The following is a 21757-nucleotide window of genomic DNA, read 5'->3' on the forward strand; positions in this document are numbered from 1 at the left end:
GGTAGGGGAAATCCTCCCAAACTAATGTTCTTCTTGCTTGTTTTTTGTTTTTGTTTGCTGATAGTAGAAAATATTTCGCATTATTTCCGGGTTAACACCACAAGAACCTAATCTGCCCCGGTTTTCGTCTTGATTATATCCATGAAAATCAGACCCCCCGGTAATAAGCAGTCGTTTTTTCTGACTCAATTGGCTATACTTTATAATCTGCCCATGATTGTGTTCTGGATAAAATACTTCAATACCTTCAATACCCAGGCTAATAATAGTATCAACAAAACTATCATCTCTGATTAGACCCGGATGAGCAAGTACAGCTATACCTCCAGCCCCTTTTATTAGTTCAATGGCTTCAGCAGGGAGAAATTTATAACGATTAACATAAGCGGGTCGTCCTTTACCAATATATTTATCGAAAGCTTCTTTGATAGAAGATACATAATCATTCTCCCTCAATACCTGGGCAATATGTGGCCTGGCAATTAAATTACCCTGGGCTATTCTTTCGACCTGTTCAAAACTAATATTAAATCCCATATTAGAAAGGCGCATTATCATCTTGCGGGCTCTTTCCAAGCGGGCTTTTTTAATTTCCTGTAAACGCTTCAGCAGCAGACGGTTATGATAATCGATAAAGTAGCCCAGGATATGGATTTCTTTTTCCGCTAATTCTGTATTCATTTCTATTCCTGGGATGAAATCCAAAGCCAGATTATTCTCTTCAATAAAACGGCGGGCTTCTTCCAAACCATCTACAGTATCATGATCGGTTATAGCCAGTCCTGGCAATCCTATATCCTTGGCCTGGCTAATTACTTCACCCGGACTTAAAAGACCATCTGAAGCGCTGGTATGAGTGTGTAAATCATAAAGCATTTAAAACCCCCTTCATTACTCTTAAAGCATTTTGTTGGAAAATCATTTCCACTTCTTGCGGGAGAAACCCCCTTTTATATAGGCTTTGTTCCAGTGTAGCATAAGCTTCGACCCCAGGTAAAACCAAACTATCTGTTCCATCAAAGTCAGAACCCAGGGCTAGGTGTTTTACTCCTATCAAGTCGGAAATATAAACTGCATGATTTAAAAAGTCCTCCAGGGTAGCTTTCCCCGCTTTTATGAAATGGGCAACTTGATTAAGGCCTATTATGCCACCGTTTTCCGCCAGCAGTTTCAATTGTTTATCACTTAAATTTCTAGGATGATTACATACGGCCCGAGCATTGGCGTGGGTTACCATGGCGGGCTTATTGTAGCATTCCAAAGCCTCAAAAAATGCCTCTTCAGATATATGGGAGAGATCCAACAAAATTCCGCTCTGTTCCATTTCCTTAAGAATTCTTTTCCCTTGACAAGTCAATCCCCCGGCATTTCCTCCTTCAGCAATGCCCCCGGCCAGTTGATTGGAATAATTCCAGGTCAGGCCTATACTACGCAAGCCCATACGACATAATTGCCGAAATATTGCCAGGTCATTCCCTACTGCTTCAGCACCTTCAAGATGTAAGAGACATGCTATTTTGTCAGTTTGATCAACCCTTTGCAGATCATTGGACCCCAATATCTGAAAAACATGACTGGAATTCTGCTCAAGCTCCTGATAGAATTTATCTATTTGTATTAAAATCTCTCTTAATGAGCTATCTGCTTCTCGACTGGAACTGAACAAGGCAAATACTTGTAAGCAGATACCGGCTTCTTTTGCCCGCAACAGGTCAAAATGTCGCCCATTGCTTAACAATGCTTCATTGCTCGCAGTAATTTCCGAAATAGTATCACAATGTAAATCTATAATCTGCAACATTAATAAATCCTCCCTTCTATAGAAATAACCTGCCTTAATGGCAGGTCATATACTTAAGATGCAAGTAATTTAATCAAATCATCTAGGCTCGATAATCAGTTTTATTGCTGTTCTTTCCTCTCCATCAATTTTTATATCGGTAAAAGCAGGGATACAAATTAGATCCATGCCACTAGGAGCAACAAATCCACGAGCAATTGCTATGGCCTTCACTGCCTGATTAATGGCTCCTGCACCTATAGCTTGTATTTCAGCAGCTCCTTTTTCTCGTAAAACTCCTGCCAGGGCTCCTGCAACTGAATTAGGACTGGATTTAGCTGAGACTTTTAATACCTCCACTAATATAACCCCCTTCAAAAAATATAAAAACAGATAAATTGCTCTTTATATTTATCTATATTCTGAATCAATCTGGTAATTCCTTCTTTTTTCCATAAATGTTTTGGATTTATTTTCATAAATAATCTTGATTCTACTGCAAAAAGTTATTAATATTCATTGGCTTGTACAAATATACCTCTCGTAGTCTTCGCATGGGCAAACCTTATGCAACAAAAAGGGGTTTTTGCAGTGGAGTCAATCTTTGTTTAGTAAAAAGAGATACCATTACAACCTACTTAAGCAATAGGCTTAACTGCTGGAAGGCCAAGCTTTATCCAACGAAACTACAGGTAAAAAAAGCGAAGGCAGGCACTGAGGGTTTTTTGTAGAATTTAAGAAGTAAAAATGAAATGGTTTTATGGCCGGTACTCTAGGCCGGTAATTCTTGAGAAATGCGGTTTATGCTGATACACTTGCAACTGGCTTCATCGAAGTTTAAAACTACAGCTTGAAGCTGGCAAGCTCCCTTAGCCACCTCCAGTCGTACTGGTCGCTGATAAATTATTTTTTCTATAACCTGTTCTTTTTGCATACCCAGTATAGAATCGACTGGTCCGGTCATACCAAGATCGGTGATATAAGCTGTCCCCCCGGGCAATACCTTTTCATCAGCGGTTTGAACATGAGTGTGAGTGCCCAGAACGGCAGCAACTCTTCCATCAAAAAAATGAGCAAACGCCAGTTTTTCGCTGGTGGCTTCCGCATGAAAATCTATAATAATTAAGTCTGATTCTTTCTGTATCTCGGAAACTATCTCATCTACAACCCGAAAAGGACAATCCAGAGATGGCAGAAAAACTCTCCCCGAAGCATTAACCACAGCAATCTTTTGATTAAATGCGGCGGAATATATATGGTAGCCCTGTCCGGGGCAATACGGAGGATAGTTGGCTGGTCGTATCAGGCGGTGTTCATCATCAATGAAATTAAGGATTTCTTTGTTATCCCAAACATGGTTGCCCATGGTTAAAACATCAATATTATGGGAAAGCAACTCTTTCATTACCTCACGGCTCAGTCCCCGTCCACCGGCTGCATTTTCAGCATTGGCTATGGTAAATACAATTTTATAATCTTTTTGGATTTGGGGTAATAATTCACGGATAGCTTTTCTCCCAGGCCGGCCAACGATATCGCCAATAACAAGTATATTCAAAAAATAACCTCCATCTAACGGTTAAATACAAATACCCGGCCTTCCTTGCGATAGGCCAGGAAATCAGTAGAGTTGGAGCTATTCCGGTTTAATTTTTGCATGAGAGTTCTTTTCAATTTTCTCTTAAAAGCATCTTTAGCTACAATATCATTATTATCCTTTACCAATAAATTAGCAAATTCCTCTCGCAAAATCAAGATTAACAGGCTTATCTCATCCTGAGACAAGGTTCCCACATCCCGGTAAAAGCGCAAAAAGGATATTTCTGATTTATCAATCAATTCAACTTTCATCAGATCGGGCTTCTGGCCGGCAAGCTGGTGAAACAAATCCAGACAATCCCGGGTCTTTTTTAGAAAAGATTTCCGCTTCATAGGTTCGATTGCTGTATTAAGAGCCACTTCCAATATTATTTGTTCTTTATCCGCCAGGTATTTAACTGCATTAATTTCTGGATGATTTAGTGATACTGTCAAAAATACATCCAGTCCCAAATCTCTGTCCATTACCCATCTTCTCCTTAAATTTCGAATTGTAAACCATTTCTTCAGGGAAATAGAAAAGTCCTTTAATTCGGGACTTGTAAAATATAGCAGCCGTTCCATTAAGCAAAATATAAATCGGGTAGGAGGCTACCCATTAATTGAGTAGCCGACCTCCCACACCACCGTACGTACCGTTCGGTATACGGCGGTTCCAAAGTTTACACACTACTTCGCAGAGTAGCATTCCATCAAACTGAGGTATCCGGCACGTTTGAACCTCTCGTTGGATAGGGCTATTAATAAGATTGGACTATGGGCGGTACGCCAGTAGCCTTTTCTTGTATTCGCCCACATCCATGCCCGTTCTTCCTTAATTCCCAGGTGTTTGAGATTTTCAGAACGTGTACGGACTTTCTTCCATCGTTTCCATGTAACCATCCGAATGCGACTTCTTATCCACTCATCCAATCCCTGTATGAGGTTCTTTGCATCTACCAGTTTGAAGTAATTCATCCATCCTCGAACCACTTGGTTCAATCGGATTTTCCTTGACTCAATCCCCATCCCGTTACTACGTCCTGTGACTTCCCGGATTTTTTCCTTAAATTTTTGGACGCTCTTGGGATGTATCCTGAGCCTCCCTTCTCCTTTATGGATGTAGAAACCATAACCCAGAAATTTGACCTTGTTCACGTGTGCTACCTGTGTTTTATCCCGATTCACCCTCAAGAATAATTTCTCTTCGATGTATGGGAGGATGTGGTTTAGCGTACGATTGGCCGCTTTCTTGCTTTTGCAGAAAATCATCATATCATCTGCATAGCGTACAAAGCGGTGTCCGCGCCTTTCCAGTTCATGGTCACATTCATTCAGCATGATGTTTCCCAGCAGTGGACTCAGGGGTCCGCCTTGCGGCACTCCTTCGGGGCTGTCTTCAAACATTCCGCCTACCATAACTCCCGCTCGCAGGAATTTGTGAATCAGCGCAATGACTCGTCCATCTTTTATCGTTTCCGATAGTATCTGAATGAGTTTGCTCTGGTTGACCGTGTCAAAGTACTTTTCCAAATCCATATCGACTACGTATCTGTAGCCATCTGTAATGTTGGTCTGGCATCTTTTAAGTGCATCATGTGCACTCCTTTTCGGTCGGAATCCAAAGCTATTGTTTGAAAACTGTTTCTCAAAGATTAGGCTCAAGACTTGGCAAATCGCTTGTTGGATTAGCCTGTCCACGACAGTTGGTATCCCCAGCTTTCTGGTCTTCCCGTTCTCTTTGGGTATTTCTACCCTGCGTACGGGTTTAGGACGGTATTTGCCGTCCCGGAGGGATTGCACAAGTTCGTTCTTGTTTTCTTTCAGGAAGGGTAGAAGTTCATCTACCTGCATTCCGTCAATTCCACCCGCACCTTTGTTTCTCTTTACCTGCTTGTAGGCACGATTCAGATTATCTCTGCTTAGAATTTGCTCCAGCAATCCTTCCGTCTGCTCGTTTGTGTTGGTGCTGTCGGTTTCAGTCATCTTCGGTGACGCGCACGCTTCTGCATACTCTCTCTGTTCCGCAGATACCCTTTGCAGATAGCCTTCTTCTCGAAGTTGTCTGTGTTTTAAGTTGTCACTTTCAGTAACTTTCGTTGACCCACACCTCCTATGGTTCAGCCCTTCCTTCGGCATCGCGCTGCCTCCGTACTATGGCCTCTGCTGACTTCTCACGATAAATCTTGTTTCAACCGGGCTTCTTACTCTGTTTCCACCCGTCCGTGAGACCTCCCCGGGTAAGAACGCAGTCTTTCCTTCCATCTATCTGCCACATCTACACCGTAAGCTTCCGGATAGTTTCGGGCTTCAGTTTGTTGCGCAACCTTACCCAGCTTACGATGCCTGATGTGATTTCTGTTCGTCAGACCAGAAGTTTGCCTCCGGCTTCCTTCGGATTCCACCTCACGATGGACACCCTTGCCCTTGGCTATGTGCTTGGCACTATCAACCCGCACTAGGGACTTTCACCCATTAGACTGCGCCCATGCCGGGCGCACGCAAAATAAAAAAAGGGCTTGTATCAAGCCCTTTTTTGACAAATAGTAGGAGAAAGAAATTACTTGTGGTTATGTAGCTTCTACTCCTCAATTACTTGGCATATTCCACTGATCTGGTCTCCCTGATAACCACAACTTTGATTTGGCCGGGATAATCAAGATCCTGTTCAATCTTGGCGGCTATATCGCGTGCCAGATTAATCGAATGCAGATCATCAATTTCTTCCGGTTTCACAATTATCCTGATTTCTCTACCTGCCTGAATAGCAAAAGTACGGTCTACTCCGGAGAAAGATTCAGCTACATTTTCCAATTTTTCTAAACGTTTAATATAAGTCTCCAGTGTTTCTCTTCTGGCTCCAGGACGAGATGCAGAAATGGCATCCGCAGCCTGTACTAAAACTGCTTCCACCGTTTCTGGTTCTATATCCCCATGATGAGCCTCTATGCCATGAATAACATCCTTATTTTCCCGGTATTTTTTAGCCAGGTCTACTCCTATTTCCACATGGGGACCAGAAACCTCATGATCAACAGCCTTGCCAATGTCGTGCAATAAGCCGGAACGCTTGGCCAGCATTATATCAACTTCTAATTCTGCTGCCATAATCCCAGCCAGATGAGCCACTTCCACTGAATGACGAAGAACGTTTTGTCCATAGCTGGTACGATATTTTAATCTCCCTAACAACTTTATCAACTCTGGATGCAAACCATGAACCCCTACCTCAAAGGCGGCTTGTTCTCCTACTTCACGAATCTCCTGCTCTATCTCTTTCCGGGCTTTTTCTACCATTTCTTCAATACGGGCTGGGTGAATTCTACCATCAGAGACCAGATTACCCAGTGCCACCCGAGCAACTTCTCTTCTAATCGGGTCAAAGGAGGACAAAATAACCGCTTCTGGGGTATCATCGATTATTAAATCAACCCCCGATAAGGCCTCAAATGTACGAATATTTCGACCTTCCCTCCCAATGATGCGACCTTTCATTTCATCATTAGGCAAAGGAACCACTGATACCGTGCTTTCTGAGACAACATCAGCGGCACATTTTTGAATAGCCAGTGATACAATATTCTTGGCTTTCTTGTCGGCTTCTTCCTTAGCCTCGTTCTCAATGTTCCTTATTAATACAGCAGTTTCCTGTCTAATCTGTTGCGAAACATTATATAAGAGTAATTCTTTGGCTTCTTCAGAACTTAATCCGGAAAGACGTTCCAATTCCTTTAATTGTTGACTTAAAACCATCTGCAAATCTTGTTGGGTTTTTTCCGTTTCTTTCTCTTTTTCCAGAAGAACTTGTTCTTTCTTTTCCATGTTTTCGGTCTTTTTGTCAATCATTTCTTCTTTTTGTATAATACGTCTCTCAACTCGATCCAGTTCACGACGGCGTTCACGGATATCCTTTTCAGCATCCTGCCGGTTGCGATGGATCTCATCTTTGGCTTCCAGCAAAATCTCCTTTTTTTTAGCTTCTACCTCTTTGGCAGCCTCATCCAGCATTTTAGCTACTTCTTCTTCAGCAGTTCGTATTCTGCTTTCCGCCAGGAATCGTCTCCCGTAATAACCCCCAGTCAATCCTACAGCCAAAGAAAGAGTAATTATAACAAAACTAGTAAGATCTATCTCTATCACCTCCTTAATGTATAATTTTTTTCACAAATTAGTATTCCACACTTTAAATCTGATGGTTTTACTGTACTGCCGCCCAGTCCATTATAAGGAAATATTAGCCTGGAAAATAAAAAACCGAGTTCAAACTCGGTTCATAAAGAAGCCTTTGCACCCACTATTGTTATTTTAACTCCACTATAAATTTGAGATAAGTATAGAAAAGCCCACACTTATCCCTATATATAATGGTAAGCTTTATAACAACTCACTTTAACCTTAACAGACAAGCTAATACTTCCTGGCATTCTGCCATTCATCGTAAAAATATAGGTTTCCCTCTTTGCCTACGGACAACATCTATATAAATAAGCAGTCTATATGGTCAAGCTTTTAAGGTAAGACTTCCAACCAGAGCTTTATATAAATTTTAGTTAGTTTCCCTATGGCTGTCAAGCTTCCTCTAGTGAGTTGCTGGCTGCATTCCCTTCCTGTTTCCAATCTTTAATACGACTTTCCAGCAAGGTCATGAATTCAGGGTGGTTTTTAAGATATTCCTTGGCATTTTCCCGTCCTTGTCCCAGTCGCTCGCCTTGGTAGGCATACCAGGAACCGCTTTTTTGAATTATATCTGTGGTCACAGCAATATCCAACAAATCGCCTTCCCGGGAAATACCTATCCCATACATAATATCAAATTCCGCAGTTTTAAAAGGCGGAGCCACTTTATTTTTTACTACTTTGACCTTGGTTTTATTGCCGATTAGATCTGTGCCCTGCTTTATGGCCTCACCCTTTCTTACCTCTATTCTTACGGAAGAATAAAACTTCAAAGCCCGGCCACCGGTAGTTGTTTCAGGATTACCGTATACCACTCCAACCTTCTCCCTTATCTGGTTGATAAACAGGACACAAGCATTAGACTTGCCTATGTGGGCAGTAAGTTTTCTTAAGGCCTGGGACATCAAACGAGCCTGTAAGCCCACATGAATATCTCCCATTTCACCATCCAACTCAGCGCGGGGAACTAGAGCCGCTACGGAATCGATAACTATGATGTCAACCGCACCGCTCCTGACCAAAGCTTCAGCAATTTCCAGGGCCTGTTCGCCTGAATCCGGTTGAGACACTAAAAGATTGTTAATATCCACCCCTAGTTTACGAGCATAAAGCGGATCCAGGGCGTGTTCGGCATCAATAAAAGCTGCCATACCACCATCTTTTTGGGCCTGGGCGATAGCGTGCAGAGCCACTGTGGTTTTTCCTGATGACTCCGGACCAAATATTTCAATTACCCGCCCTCTGGGTATGCCTCCCACCCCCAAGGCCAGGTCCAGGGAAATGCATCCCGTTGAAATAACCTCAACATTCATATTGACGGCTTCACCCAGTTTCATTATGGACCCCTTGCCAAACTGTTTTTCAATATTTTTAATAGTGCTATTAAGGGCCTCCATTTTACCTTTATTTACCTCATTAATCTCCACCCAAAACCCTCCTCAAACATTTGTTCGTAATATAAGAATATATGAATTATCTAAAAATGTCAAATTTTTATCTAATCACCTATGGCCCAACACTCAGTGTCAGTTATATCTATTTAATTAGAAGTAATTTTGCTTGAGTGCCAGGCCACAACCACTAATTAAAAGTGAGTTAGTAGGCGGTTGGTATAATAAGATTTAGTTAGCAATACTCCTTCTAATCACTGGCATCTGGTGACCATTCCGTCCTCCTACATCCGCCTTCTGTCTTCCGTCGCCTGATGTCTTTTCTTACTAGCCTCTCAGAATAAAGCTCTTATGGAGGAGATAAGTGGGTCCCCGTGATGATAATTGGCTTTCCATCAAATGAAATTCATGAACCGGAAAAGAGATTTTATCTACTTTCTTATTGATAAGGTCAAGCTGTTGTAGCAAAGCTTCTTTATTGTTCTCCGAACGGATTCTGCCCAGAGTGAGATGAAAACTGCGTTTTTTTTCAGCTGCAAAGCCGCCCAATGTATATAAGTGAGCATCAACTCTTTCGCCCAGAAAATTCAGCTTTTCCATTTCCCCTTCAATCCCCAGCCAAATTACCCGTGGTCTTCTATGGTTAGGAAAAACACCCAATTTATTTACTTCCAGCTGCAGAGGGGGACAGGAGTCTGCTACGGATTCCATATCCTTCTTTATTTTTTCCGTAAGTTCGCGGTTGATTTCCCCCAGAAACTTCAGGGTTAAGTGATAATTCTCCCTTTCCACCCATTTCACATCAGTAGCTATCGAAGCCAGCTGTTTTTTTAAACTAATTGCATAATCTTTCAAATAATCAGGTACTGTAATAGCTAAAAAGGCCCGCAGAATTATCACCCTCCGTTTTTTAAATGCCGGCGCAGCAAATCAAGTGCTGTTTTGGCGGCCAGTATACGAATAGATTCCCGGTTGCCGACAAAGTGCATTTCTTTTACCTGCAAAAACCCCCCATCGGCCAGGCAAATGTAAACCAGACCTACCGGCTTATCCTTTGTACCCCCATCGGGTCCGGCAATCCCCGTAATGGAAAGAGCCAGGTCGGTGCCAGATTGTTTTTGCATACCCTGAGCCATCTCCCGGGCTACCTCCGGGCTAACTGCACCATACTGTTCCAATGTCTCCCGTTTAACATTAAGGTATAGCATCTTGGCTTCATTGCTGTAAGAAGTAACTGAGCCCCAAAAATATTCTGAACTTCCGGACAAGTCGGTTATCATTTTAGCTAACAATCCCCCGGTACAGGATTCGGCAACAGCTATTTTTTTTCCCGTATTTGCCAGGCAGGCGGCCACAACAGAAAGCAAGGTATCGTTATCATAACCCACTATATTTCTACCCAGAGCTTCTTTTATACTCTGGCATGCCTTTTCCATAAGTTCTTTACTATGATTTATATCTTGACCATCAGCTGTAAGCTTTATGTGAATTTCACCATCAACTGCCAGCAAGGCCATACTAAGCTCAGGACTATCGTCTATTACTCCATCCAATATCTTCTCTAGCTGAGATTCCCCGGGGCCCAGTATTTTTATGGTTTTTCGGGTGACGCGATTCAAGGCCTGGGGAAAATCTCTTTCCAGCCTGGTCTCAATTTCATTTTTAAACATATATTCCATTTCCCGGGGTGGACCTGGAAGCAGTATTAAAACTTTATTATCCTTTTTGAGGTACATACCAGGCGCTGTTCCCAGCGGGTTAAATATTATCTCGGCTTCCGCTGGAAACAAGGCTTGTTTCAAGTTGGATTCCGGCATGGGCCTCTGACGACGAGCAAAAAAATCTTCCAGCCTTTTTACTTCTGCCTGATTTATCACCATCTCGCATCCCATTACCTGGCAAGCCACTTCTTTGGTCAAGTCATCCCTGGTTGGTCCCAGACCGCCACTGGAAATAACCATATCCGCCAGGCCCAGGGAACTGGCAAAAGCCATCTTAATGGTTTCGCGACTGTCTCCAACTACCGTCTTTCCAATAACCTTAATGCCTCTTTCCAATAACCTGGTGGCTAAAAATACGGAATTGCTGTCATTGGTGGTACCGAGCAGCAATTCAGTACCAGTGGAAATCAGACAGGCTGTTTTCATATCCAGCATCTCCTCACATAAAGTAAGACTTGCTTCAGGTGGAGTTTTAACTCCATCTGAAGCTTAGTCGCACTTATCCAGAGACTTAGTCGCTCTTACTCCCGCCTATAGAAGCGGGAGTCTTAGAGCGAGTTAGTCATCGGATAACCTTGCTGTAATTTTTCCCTTTTTATTCTATTACAAATTTTACTCCACTGCAAAAATTCTATTTGTTGCATAAGGTTTGCATAAATATAAAAGCCTGATTCGAAACAACACGGAAGTCGTTCCCTACACACCCTTCAGTCGCTTTTAAGGTAGCTGAGTGGAATATTTATGCACGCTAATACATATTTATAACTTTTTGCAGTAACATCAAATTTAATTTCGGTGCAAAAAAATGATGCAGGCTGTTAAAGAGGCTGTAAAAAGCAAAGAGCCAGGTAAAACCTGGCCATAGTCATCAGGGTTCGTCTCTTGATTATGAAGCTATCTCTGATACTTCCAGCAAATCTAATAGTCGCTTGCGATCAAGGGATTCTTCTTCCAACACGCAGGCAGCAATCTTTTCCAGGGACTCTATGTTTTCCCGCAAAAGTTGCCGGGTTTGCTCTTCCAAGTTCTTAATTATGGCCTTACATTCCCGGTAAAATGTATGAATAGGTATATCCTCAGCTTTTACTACTCCCAATGATGAAAGACCAGCATCTATAATTTCCCGCACCAAATCCCAGGCCTGGGCAAAGTCATTACGAGCGCCGGTACTACGGTTACCAAAGCATATTTCCTCAGCCAGGGCTCCCGCCAGCGCAACCATAATCTGCTTTTCCAATTCATCACGGGTATAGAGGTATTGGTCATCCTGGGCTGCTTTACGCATGAAACCCAGAGCTCCACCTCGCGGAACAATAGTCAGGGCGGAAACCGAGCCTGGTTGTAGTAGTTCGCTAACCAAGGCATGACCGCTTTCATGTATACTTACCCGTTCCATCTCCTGAGAGGATGGCTTTCGGTCCATTTTTTCTCCCATTATTACTTTATCAATGGCTTCTTCAAAATGCCGGCCTTCGATTTTGGGGGATTTTTCCCGCATAGCCAGAATGGCTGCTTCATTTGCCAGGCTTTCCAGATGGGCACCGGAAAATCCAAAGGTGGCCCGGGCAATATCTTCTAAAAGCAGCGTGTCATCCAAAGGCTTGTTGCGGGTATGAATATTCAATATTTTTGCCCGACCGTGTTTGTCCGGCAATCCCACCTGAACCTGCCGGTCAAATCGTCCCGGGCGCAAAAGTGCCGGATCCAGCATATCGGACCGGTTGGTTGCAGCAATAAGCAATAAGCGGGGTTCCTCGTTTTGGCAGATACCATCCATTTCTACCAGTAACTGATTTAGCGTCTGGTCATACTCCATGTGACTGCTATTGCTTCCTCTTTTTACGCCAAGTATCTCCAGTTCATCTATAAAAATTATGGCACTCTTCTTTTTGGCCTTACTGGCTTTGCTGCGGGCATCTTTAAAAAGCTGGCGTATCCTCTTGGCTCCAATTCCCGCATACATTTCGATAAACTCACTGCCCGAAGCAGCGATGAAGACCGAACTGGTAAAACTGGCAGCAGCCCTGGCCAGCAAAGTTTTGCCGGTACCTGGTGGCCCTACCAGTAATATGCCTTTGATAGGCCTGATTCCCATTTTACCGATTTCATCCGGTCTTAATATAAACTGCAGGGCTTCCTGCAATTCTTTAATAGCCGAATCCTGCCCTCCTATATCTTCGAAACGGGCATGACGTGGTTTATTTATGGCTCCTCCTACTTCATCAAATTTTATTGAGCCCTGGTTCTGCATAAAAAAGAAAAAGCCTCCCATTATCAGGGCGAATAAAACAAAGGGGGTGACATTAACCCCAATGATAGCAAGAAAAACCACCAGGCCCACTGCTGAGCCAACTAATATTTCCCTCACAACTACTTCCTCCCTGTTTCTGCTGAACTGCTATTGCTGTTTCTTTCTATTACTTCATAAAGATAATGCTGCCCATCCCCTATCTGAAGATATAGCTGCTCCTTATCGATATACATAGCATGATTCATACCTTTAGCAGCGGCCTTCTCAGCCAGCTGTTCATTTAGCCAGATAAAACGGTTATCAGCAAGAGCTTCGTAAAGTGCAGGTTGAAGGCTGTTAAATAGCTCTTGTAAATCCTGGTTGCGCTGATCGCCAATTTTTAATTGATAGTTTTCACCATTTAATCTAGCTTTTAAAGCCTGGTTGATATCCCCATAGTTATTCTGAATGTTATCCACTTTATCCAAATCTACCTTAATCTCATATCCCTCTTTACCTTTATTAACTTCGATTTTATTAACCCCGTCCAGTGCTGACAACTCAGCCCCCAGGGGTTTTTCGATGCCTAGTTTAATATAAAGGTTATACGCACCCAAAAAAACACCTAGACTTAAAATTAAGGCGGCAACAGATATTAATATGCGAAAATCGTTGTTTTTCATCGAAATTGGCCTCCTCACCTGCATATTATAACATAGACCTTGCCGCCAAAAAGCTGATTAATATTGGGAATGCTGCGTAGAAAAAGAAGCGCAGGCAATAAACTCCCCATCATATTACAGCTCCAATAAGGAAGCAAAACCCCCTGCTCTTAAAAAACAGGGGGTTTTGCTTTTAGCGATGCTTTTCCGGGTTCCGGTCATGATAAATCCGAATTTTGGTATTCATTAAATTGGGTTAGTGATAGTAAACTTGGCTGCGCCCAGCAGTATTTTAGCTCCACCGGATTCCTTGTACAAGGTCAGAATATATTTACTTCTGGGTATAGCATCGGGTATGGGGATGGTAGCGTTTTCATCTCCAATAGTGTCAGGTTTAATAGGACTGCACGATATGATTAGCCCTTCTCGATCATTTGTTAGAATAGCCCGTACACTGTCATCACTTGCTGTCCAGAGAGCACTGCCTGATGTTGCACTTACCTTAATGCTGCGTCCGGTGTCGTCTTGCAATAAGGAGGCTGGCGATGCTGTTAATACAGGGCAGTCGATGATCTTTCCTATCGGAGGTATAGCCGATGCATCTGTTGCAATTAAACCGTTGCCGCTGTCAATCAGTTCATACCACTGCCCGTCCGCTGACTTAAAATAGCAGCACTCGTTTAATCTTATCAAGGCCGCAACTTCTGCCGTACAGGAGGGACTGAGCAGTCCATAGACCTTTCCTTTCACTAGGAGGGCCGGGCCGCTTACCATAGCGGGATCAAGCCCGGTGATGTCGCCGCCCGGTCCACCCGGTATTATGCCTGAGCTTACAAGGTTTAAATCCTGGGAGACATCGGCTGAATAGACCGTCACCGCCACCGGATCCAGCCTGTAGAACGGCGGGTTGGTAAATGCCGATGTACCACGATCATCCGACAGGATATAGTTGCCTGGGCCCGGTACATTTAGGTAATAAGGTTGCGATTTTTCTTCGTGTAAAAAATATTTGTAGATACCGGCGGAGATACCGGCGTTCGGCCCAGACTGCGGATGGACCCAGAGCCAAAGGTTGATACCGCTGCTCGGAGCAGCTTCCGGCAATGTAATGTAACCGGAAATGAGATAGCCGTAACCGGTCTTAACATCCAGGTTGATGTCAGAGATACAGCTGTTTACGGTAATAGCGGTTGCTCCAACGAGAGAAGTGTAGATATCTTCAACAGGAACGCTGCCAACGGTGCCTGAGCTGCTGTAATAACCAAAGCGATAAAATTTCTGCGAATGTTCGTATTCATTATTGCTGTTATACAATTCATAATACAAATAATAATCTGCTCCAGGCTCTACCAGCAGGTGAAAAGCAAAATCCTTTTTGTTTTTCTCTATTTCAAAATTAATTCTGTGAGTTATGAAAGAAGAACCACCCGACTCCGATGCCGGTTTGGCTGCTATGCTGCCGGAAACAGGTATATTTGAGGTATTTACCTCGGGCAGGCTTATTTTTCCATGAATATAGGCAGCCGGCTGCAGTATTATATTTTCAACGCTGGCGTTGCCCTTCGAAACATCCACATCGAAGATTCTGGTACTAAAAAAGGGATTGCTGTAGCTTTTGTCCACTACATCGCAGGAGATATAGTAACCAGAGTTGCTCTTGTTCTCGGGAACATTTAGAGTATAATTCACGCTGGACGCGCCGGCCGGCATAGTAACTGATTGGTTGCTGCTATAATGGCCACCTACAGTGTTGCCCGAAATATATATTCTAATGATTAAACCTCCGGCGGGAGCCGCTATGGGTCCGGAAGATGATTGCAGTTCAATTTTTCCAGAGATAGTCCTGGTCGCCAGGCTGGTCAGGGTGCCGCTGCTGCCGCTGCCGTTCAGGCTGAAAAAGCCATAACTGTTACCGCTGTTATCCTGGAAAGCCGCAATAAGACGGGAGGGATCATCCGAGGCCTTGGCTAAATGGAAGATGGGATTGCCAATCTTGTTTGTTCCAAGGCTGTAAATTGTGCCTCCGCTTTTCATCTTCACTTCATAATATGAATCCTGCGGCACTCCGACGGGAGGGGTAATATGGAGTTTACGGGTCAGAACAAGGGTCTGGTTATTATAAACCGTGGTGGCCACATCTTCCAGCCGCCAGGTCCCAGGCTGTTGGCTGCCTCCACCGCCGCCTCCGCTATTGTAATCGCTGCTGCTGGAACCACCGGTGTTGTAACTGCTGCTGCTGGAAGCAGCAACATTCAATTGCACAGGGTTGGTAATTCCAGCTGCCTGCTGAACCTTTATCAAAGCCTGGTTAAGGACATTCAATATACTGGGTAGCGTAGGCTTAGGGATTGCTGGCGGCGGCTGGTTGGGTTGAGTAATTCCCGGAGGAGCCTGCCATGCCGCCTGCTGGGTCTGCATGGTTTGCGCCACATTCTGCAGCCAGCTAGCTTGCTGCACCCAGGCGTTTACTTGCGCTGCAGTCATCGGTGTTGGAGGAGCAGGCAGGGGATTGGACGAGCTCGCACCGGAACTCTGACCGGGAAGCAGGGACTGGGTCTGGCCACCGGCAATTAAATCGAGTTCGCCTTCCAAAAGCGAAGTGTTGCAGCCGTCATCACTTACACTATTGTTCCAGAAGCTGCCGCGTACTGCGACTACGCCATAAGGCATATCCACTTTTACTTTTACCTTTTTACTGTTGGCGGTTTTATACCAGGGCAGCCCTTTATCGTTTGCCGCTATCAATTCCAGGCCATTGGAAAGGCCGGCCAGCAGATGTTCACCTGCAGCAGCGTTTTTCTTTTCCGCAACTTTCTGTACATTGGGATTATCGGCCAGGGCTCCGAAGACATTGCCTTTTTTAAGGTCAACCAGCAGCCAGTCCACTGCGATCCCCGGGCTGCCGTCCTTCTTGATATATTCCCGGCCCTGGGTTTCCTTAACTGTAAAACCAGTATTTCCCTTGATTAGAAAACCACTACCGTCAGGATAGTTCAACTGGGCTTCGGCACCGGCGGAGGTTGCTATTATATCGCCGTTTTGTATGCTTACGGTACCACTTACGGTTTGGCCGTTAATCTTCACTTGGCCATTTATTATTTCCAGGCTGCCATTTAATGCTTTTCTGCTTAAATCCGGGTCAGTAGTAAGCAATACGGCCAAAGCCCGGCTTAAATCGCCGCGACTGAAATCGGCATCGGGAAGGAATTGAGTCTGGTCACTGCTCAAGCCCACCATTCCAGCCGCCAGTCCGATTGCTGCCGAATTGGCGGCCCAGTGCTTGCTATCCAGGTCCTTTAATACGGGCAATTCCGCATTATCTTTTTGCTTGGATAGTCTTAATATTAGGTTTATACCCTCAGCTCGGCTAAGCTTGTCCTCGGGTCTGTAGCTCCCATCGGGATAGCCTTTCAGGTAACCATCCTTCGCGGCTGCGGTTATGTAAGCGGCGGCCCAGTGCCCTTCGCTCACATCTTTAAACAATGTTTCCTTATTATCACTATTTAAGCCGGCAGCTTTTACAATTACCGTTGCTGCCTGGGCACGGCTCAATCCCTCGCTTGGGTGAAACCCGCCATCGGGAAAACCAGCGATGATCGCTTTCTTGGCCAGGAAGTTGATATAGATCAGGTTGCCGTCCGCGGTGCTTACATCCTTGAATGACGAAAGCGTCTGCGCCTCAATACTATTTCCCCCGGTGCTTGTTGTATCTGCCGGTGCTGCCCAGGCGACTCCGCTTATGGACAACATAAAAAGCACTAATATGCCGTATGCGAGTATTTTTCTTCTTTTTTTCTTCAACGAGCATTCTCCTCTCGTCTAATCTGGAAATATTAACCTCGCTCCCCTGCTTTCTATTGCCCCCTTCCTGATAATCTGAGCTTCATCCCTTCCTCAAATTGCTGATGATGAATATTTGCATAAGTATAAATATATTTATAGCAAATATATGTTAATTCCTGCTTTTGTTAACATTTTATTTTAGCCTATCTCTGGTTTTCTTTATTTAAAAACATGCACAGCAGTGGTTTAAACTACCCAAACACTCTGTCCCGGCTCTAGATTCAGTTTTTCTAGAGCCTGCCCGGTAACCACTGCTGTCAGAATGATACCTACATCAAGATCTACCTTGTAAAAGGAGCCTCGTGGGATTATTCAGAAGTTCTTAAATGCTAGCGATTAAACAAAAAAAGACTGATGTTTTTTTCGCATCAGTCTTTCTTATGTTCTTTTTTAAGTAGTATCTGCACCGGTACCTTAAAGGGTATATAGAATCTTAAGCACCCGAATGCAGCTTAAATCGATAAAAGTATTCAAAGCCGGATACTAATGTAATAACTACCGCAAAATACATCATCCATTGGCCCAATGGTATATTTATATAGGGTTGGTAGGCCTTTTCCAGAATTATTAAAATAACGGCCACTATTTGACTTATAGTCTTTATTTTCCCTAATTTACTGGCGGGAATAATAATACCTTCTTCAGCCTTGACTACACGCAATCCAGATACGGCAAACTCCCGTCCCAAAATTATTATGGCAATCCAACCCTGAATTCGGCCTAATTCAACCAGACTAATCAATGCTGCGGTTATCAGTAACTTGTCAGCTATAGGGTCGAGAATAATTCCCAATTTAGTTACTTGCTTCCATTTTCTAGCCAGATAACCATCCAGACTATCGGTCAAAGCGGCAACAATAAAAATTGCTGCTGCAAAAAAATCCCCATAGGGTATTCTAATCAGTAAAATAAGCACAAAAACAGGGATTAAAAAAATTCTTATCAAAGTTAAGCTGTTAGGCAGATTCATTGGTATTCCCCAATCATATCGTAGTTCCTTACCCCTACTAATTGTACATCAACAAAGTCGCCTTTGGTTAATTTAAAATCTGTTTTTACCAGAGTTAATCCATCAACCTCCGGGGCCTGGAAATAAGTTCTTCCAACAAATAAATTTTTGCTGAGTTGCGAGGAAATTAGAACCTTTTCCTGGGTATTAATTCGCGCCAGGTTCTTTTGCCGGGTAATTTTTTGCTGGAGTCTTAGTATCTTATCCTTTCGTTCTGCCTTTATTTCATCCTCAATTTGATTCGGCAGCAATGCAGCCTTACTGCCTTCCTCCGGGACAAAACTGAAAGCCCCCAACCAATCAAATTGACTTTCGGCCACAAATTCATAGAGCTCGGCAAAATCCTTTTCTTCTTCACCGGGAAATCCGAGCATTACTGTGGTGCGCAAGGTTAGATTGGGGATTCTTGCCCGCAACTTGCTTATCATCGTTCGTAAATGACTGTTATCATGCCGGCGATGCATTAGTTTCAGAATTTTTGAAGAAGCATGTTGAATGGGAATGTCCAGGTAAGGGAGCACTTTGTTTTCATAGGCAACAACATCAATTATATCATCACTCAAGTAAAGAGGATGCAGGTACATTAAACGAATCCACTCAAGACCGTCAAGCTTGGATAACTCTCTTAAGAGTGTGGGGAGTGCCGACTGGGGAGAAATGTCATGGCCATAGGCAGAAGTATCCTGGGCTACGAGTACCAGTTCTTTTATACCCATTTTAAGCAGTTGCGCTGCTTCATTCAGCAATTCATTAATCTGTCTGGAGCGTAATTTGCCTCGGATGGAAGGTATGACACAATAAGAGCAAGAATTATTACAGCCCTCACTTATCTTTAAATAGGCCGAGCCAGGGGGCGTAGTAAGTATTCTATGTCCTTTTTCGAAGTATTCGGTCGGGGTTGCTTCTGTAAAGCAAACTCTCTCTCCCTGAGCAATCCGGTTAACAACTCCAGCTATGGAAGATACAGAGGAAATGCCGAAAACCCCATCTAATTCCGGTATCTCCAATAATAATTCTCGCCCATAGCGTTGAGACAAGCAACCAGCAGCGATAAGAAATTGCAGGCTTCCCTTTTTCTTTAATTCAGCCGTTTCAATAATTGCTTCTATTGATTCTTCTTTTGCCGGTGTAATAAAACCACAGGTATTGACAACTACTAAATCCGCTCTTTCCAGCGAATTTACTATTCTATGCCCGGCCTTTTTCAGGGCCGCCATCATCACCTCAGTATCTACACGGTTCTTGGAACAACCTAAACTAATAAAGCCAATATTCACCAGTTATTACTCCTGTTTATCTTGCCTACCTGGAGCTAGGAACTCCCTTTCTTTCACTTCCCCAGGCATACCCATTTTACCCTCTTTATGATCATTAAAAGTGATCTCTAAACCGCCGGCATTTCCAGCTTTGATGTATACGGACTGCTTTCCCTCGTAAACCCTGTTTTCACCTGCTTGTAAAGTACCTGTATATGCAGTTTCATTGTCTACCTTTACTAGTATCCAACATTTTTGTTTCACTTCGATTTCAACCCGGGCAGTTTTAGTCATCGGGGTTTCCTTAGTAATCTTATCACTATCTTTTAAGCCAATATCAGTTTCATTCTGCGAAATCCCCGGGCCTGGATTATGAATTCCCTCCTGGGCAATATAGTCTACCAAATACTTGCCCAACCAAACGACCAGGGCAAGAAAGACCAGGGCAAGAACTAGATTTTGCGGTCGGAACCAGGATTTCTCTTCGGAGGATGAATTTTGGTCAAGGATAATATTGTCACCATCTTCGTCATCACCATAAGCTAATCGTCTAAACTCATCTACTATCTGCTTTTCATCCAGTTCCAGTATTCGAGCATATTGTTTGACAAAACCACTGGCATAGATTTTTGGCGGAAGCAAAGAAAAATGGTCATTTTCCAAGGCTTCCAAATAATATTTTCGTATCTTGGTTTCCTCTTCCACAAATTCCAGGGTATAACCAAGTTGTTCTCGTCTCTCACGGAGAGTCTTTCCCCACGCCAATTTGCTTCACTCCTAAAAAAATCCTGAAAGCTTGCTTACGGTTAAAGAGCTAATATTACTGCTATGAGTTATTATATTACCAATCTATCAATTTATAATGAGGCGAGATATGTCCCCGCTTCTTTAAGAGGATGAGTTCCTATTAACAAAACAGGCAGCAGGTTCTAATCCCCCGCCTCGTTGTAGCGCTGTTTGAAACTGCTCCACAGTTTCTCCCGATGCTTAAAAATAACTTAAACCCAACACTAATCATTTGATGCAGCTGTACCGACAGCTATTCTAACCGCCTGTCGCAAAGAATAACCGCTGGATAAACCATAAACAATCCCGGCCAATAAAGCAGGCAATCCTTCCTGGCTATCAAAACATTGGTTGGGAAGTAAGGGAAACTCGTGGGCATTTCCCTTCTGAAAATAAAACAAGCGTGTATTTCCGTCACTTAAAATAACACTTTGCACTCCATTAGAGCTCAAAGCAAGGGCCTGGCTTAAATAATGGTCCATAATATTGCTATCTGCTACACCTAAAACCAACAAATCATAGCGAGACAAAAATGACGGTATTTCCTCTATAGAATATAAGTAGCGGCAGGTACAGAAAAAGGGAAGTTTCTCCTCATCCTTTCCTATTGCTTTATGGCACAAAAGCTCCTGAAACCTGGTATCCACCACCAACCATTCACAATTGAAAACTACCCATTCTCTAGCATCAATGGCTTTTTCATAATCCTGCAGGCTAAAGTTTTCTTCCAATATCCGTTTATCATCCAAAAAGACTTTACGGCAGCTTCTCTTTTTGGCATGTCTAAAGATATTTACAATATCAACACCTTTTCCTTGCAGTTCATTAAAAATATTAGTGCCTTCTTCGTCATTTCCTACTATAGTTATTAGTTTAACATTTAAACCAAAGTTTGCAAAAATTCTTCCTGTATCGACAGCAAATCCTCCCAAACCCATGTTAATAGAACAATCATTATCTGGACCACTGGTCTTAATATAATAGTAACTCTCACCAATAACTACTACTGAGACCTGTTCATTGAAAACATATCCCTTCCCCAGGATTACGCCTTTTTTCATCAGGTTGGATATGTGTACTGCTATGGATGAACGAGTTATATTAAAGCGGCGTGCCAGTTCCTCCTGGGAAATAAGGGGTTCTTTCTTTAATACTTCAAATATCTCCTTTTCTCTGGAGGTTAGCCTCATATTAAATCTCCCTTTAAAAAAACTAAGAGCCAAAACTAAAATTATGGGATATATCCTCATCCCCAAAGGCTTATCCTTAAAAATATCCAGTATTACTTTAAACATCGGAAGAAACCGTTGAGCTGTTTCAATACA

At 43.2% G+C, this 21757-nt stretch carries 19 protein-coding genes; all 19 read right to left on the bottom strand.

Annotation, left to right across the window (positions count from 1 at the left end; all coding sequences use genetic code 11):
* Positions 1–21: 21 nt before the first annotated feature.
* A complete protein-coding gene (locus SWOL_RS06410; protein ID WP_011640660.1) occupies positions 22–876 on the bottom strand; it encodes a PHP domain-containing protein in 855 nt (284 codons plus the stop codon).
* Positions 866–1801 (bottom strand): dipeptidase, encoded by a 936-nt coding sequence (locus SWOL_RS06415; RefSeq protein WP_011640661.1) that lies wholly within the window; start codon positions 1799–1801, stop codon positions 866–868. Before SWOL_RS06415 ends, SWOL_RS06410 begins: the two co-directional genes overlap by 11 nt.
* A 78-nt stretch (positions 1802–1879) precedes the next feature.
* Entirely contained in the window at positions 1880–2140 is a 261-nt protein-coding gene (locus SWOL_RS06420) for a stage V sporulation protein S (protein WP_011640662.1), read from the bottom strand.
* 412 nt (positions 2141–2552) lie between these two features.
* Entirely contained in the window at positions 2553–3338 is a 786-nt protein-coding gene (locus SWOL_RS06425; RefSeq protein ID WP_011640663.1) for a TIGR00282 family metallophosphoesterase, read from the bottom strand.
* Between the two features lie 14 nt (positions 3339–3352).
* A complete protein-coding gene (locus tag SWOL_RS06430) occupies positions 3353–3844 on the bottom strand; it encodes a hypothetical protein (protein WP_011640664.1) in 492 nt (163 codons plus the stop codon).
* Between the two features lie 204 nt (positions 3845–4048).
* Complete coding sequence (gene ltrA / locus SWOL_RS06435; RefSeq protein WP_011640454.1) at positions 4049–5497, bottom strand: group II intron reverse transcriptase/maturase; 1449 nt, start codon at positions 5495–5497, stop codon at positions 4049–4051.
* A 65-nt stretch (positions 5498–5562) separates the two neighbouring features.
* On the bottom strand, positions 5563–5817 hold the full coding sequence (locus SWOL_RS14895) for a hypothetical protein (protein WP_041427407.1): 255 nt from the start codon (positions 5815–5817) through the stop codon (positions 5563–5565).
* 133 nt (positions 5818–5950) lie between these two features.
* Positions 5951–7489, bottom strand: coding sequence for a ribonuclease Y (gene rny / locus SWOL_RS06445; protein WP_041427860.1), 1539 nt, complete (start codon positions 7487–7489; stop codon positions 5951–5953).
* 437 nt (positions 7490–7926) lie between these two features.
* Complete coding sequence (recA, locus tag SWOL_RS06450; RefSeq protein WP_041427862.1) at positions 7927–8931, bottom strand: recombinase RecA; 1005 nt, start codon at positions 8929–8931, stop codon at positions 7927–7929.
* Between the two features lie 321 nt (positions 8932–9252).
* Positions 9253–9825, bottom strand: a complete 573-nt coding sequence (thpR, locus tag SWOL_RS06455; protein WP_011640667.1) for an RNA 2',3'-cyclic phosphodiesterase — start codon at positions 9823–9825, stop codon at positions 9253–9255.
* Positions 9822–11072: a competence/damage-inducible protein A gene (locus tag SWOL_RS06460; RefSeq protein ID WP_041427441.1), complete on the bottom strand. Its 1251-nt coding sequence runs from the start codon at positions 11070–11072 to the stop codon at positions 9822–9824. The genes thpR and SWOL_RS06460 overlap by 4 nt, the downstream gene beginning before the upstream one ends.
* A gap of 460 nt (positions 11073–11532) precedes the next feature.
* Positions 11533–13014, bottom strand: a complete 1482-nt coding sequence (locus SWOL_RS06465; protein ID WP_011640669.1) for an AAA family ATPase — start codon at positions 13012–13014, stop codon at positions 11533–11535.
* A gap of 2 nt (positions 13015–13016) precedes the next feature.
* On the bottom strand, positions 13017–13559 hold the full coding sequence (locus tag SWOL_RS06470; protein ID WP_011640670.1) for a hypothetical protein: 543 nt from the start codon (positions 13557–13559) through the stop codon (positions 13017–13019).
* Between the two features lie 225 nt (positions 13560–13784).
* Complete coding sequence (locus SWOL_RS06475) at positions 13785–17339, bottom strand: S-layer homology domain-containing protein (protein WP_011640671.1); 3555 nt, start codon at positions 17337–17339, stop codon at positions 13785–13787.
* 228 nt (positions 17340–17567) lie between these two features.
* On the bottom strand, positions 17568–17693 hold the full coding sequence (locus tag SWOL_RS15275) for a TOBE domain-containing protein (RefSeq protein ID WP_081424882.1): 126 nt from the start codon (positions 17691–17693) through the stop codon (positions 17568–17570).
* A 121-nt stretch (positions 17694–17814) separates the two neighbouring features.
* Positions 17815–18351 (bottom strand): CDP-diacylglycerol--glycerol-3-phosphate 3-phosphatidyltransferase, encoded by a 537-nt coding sequence (pgsA, locus tag SWOL_RS06480; protein WP_011640672.1) that lies wholly within the window; start codon positions 18349–18351, stop codon positions 17815–17817.
* Positions 18348–19667: a 30S ribosomal protein S12 methylthiotransferase RimO gene (rimO, locus tag SWOL_RS06485; RefSeq protein WP_011640673.1), complete on the bottom strand. Its 1320-nt coding sequence runs from the start codon at positions 19665–19667 to the stop codon at positions 18348–18350. Before rimO ends, pgsA begins: the two co-directional genes overlap by 4 nt.
* Positions 19668–19673: 6 nt before the next feature.
* Entirely contained in the window at positions 19674–20411 is a 738-nt protein-coding gene (locus tag SWOL_RS13550) for a helix-turn-helix domain-containing protein (RefSeq protein ID WP_011640674.1), read from the bottom strand.
* 245 nt (positions 20412–20656) lie between these two features.
* Positions 20657–21727 carry a winged helix-turn-helix transcriptional regulator gene (locus tag SWOL_RS06495; protein ID WP_041427443.1) on the bottom strand — a complete coding sequence of 357 codons (1071 nt, stop codon included), beginning with the start codon at positions 21725–21727 and terminating at the stop codon, positions 20657–20659.
* Positions 21728–21757: the final 30 nt, after the last annotated feature.

Source organism: Syntrophomonas wolfei subsp. wolfei str. Goettingen G311 (genome assembly GCF_000014725.1).
Classification (GTDB): domain Bacteria; phylum Bacillota; class Syntrophomonadia; order Syntrophomonadales; family Syntrophomonadaceae; genus Syntrophomonas; species Syntrophomonas wolfei.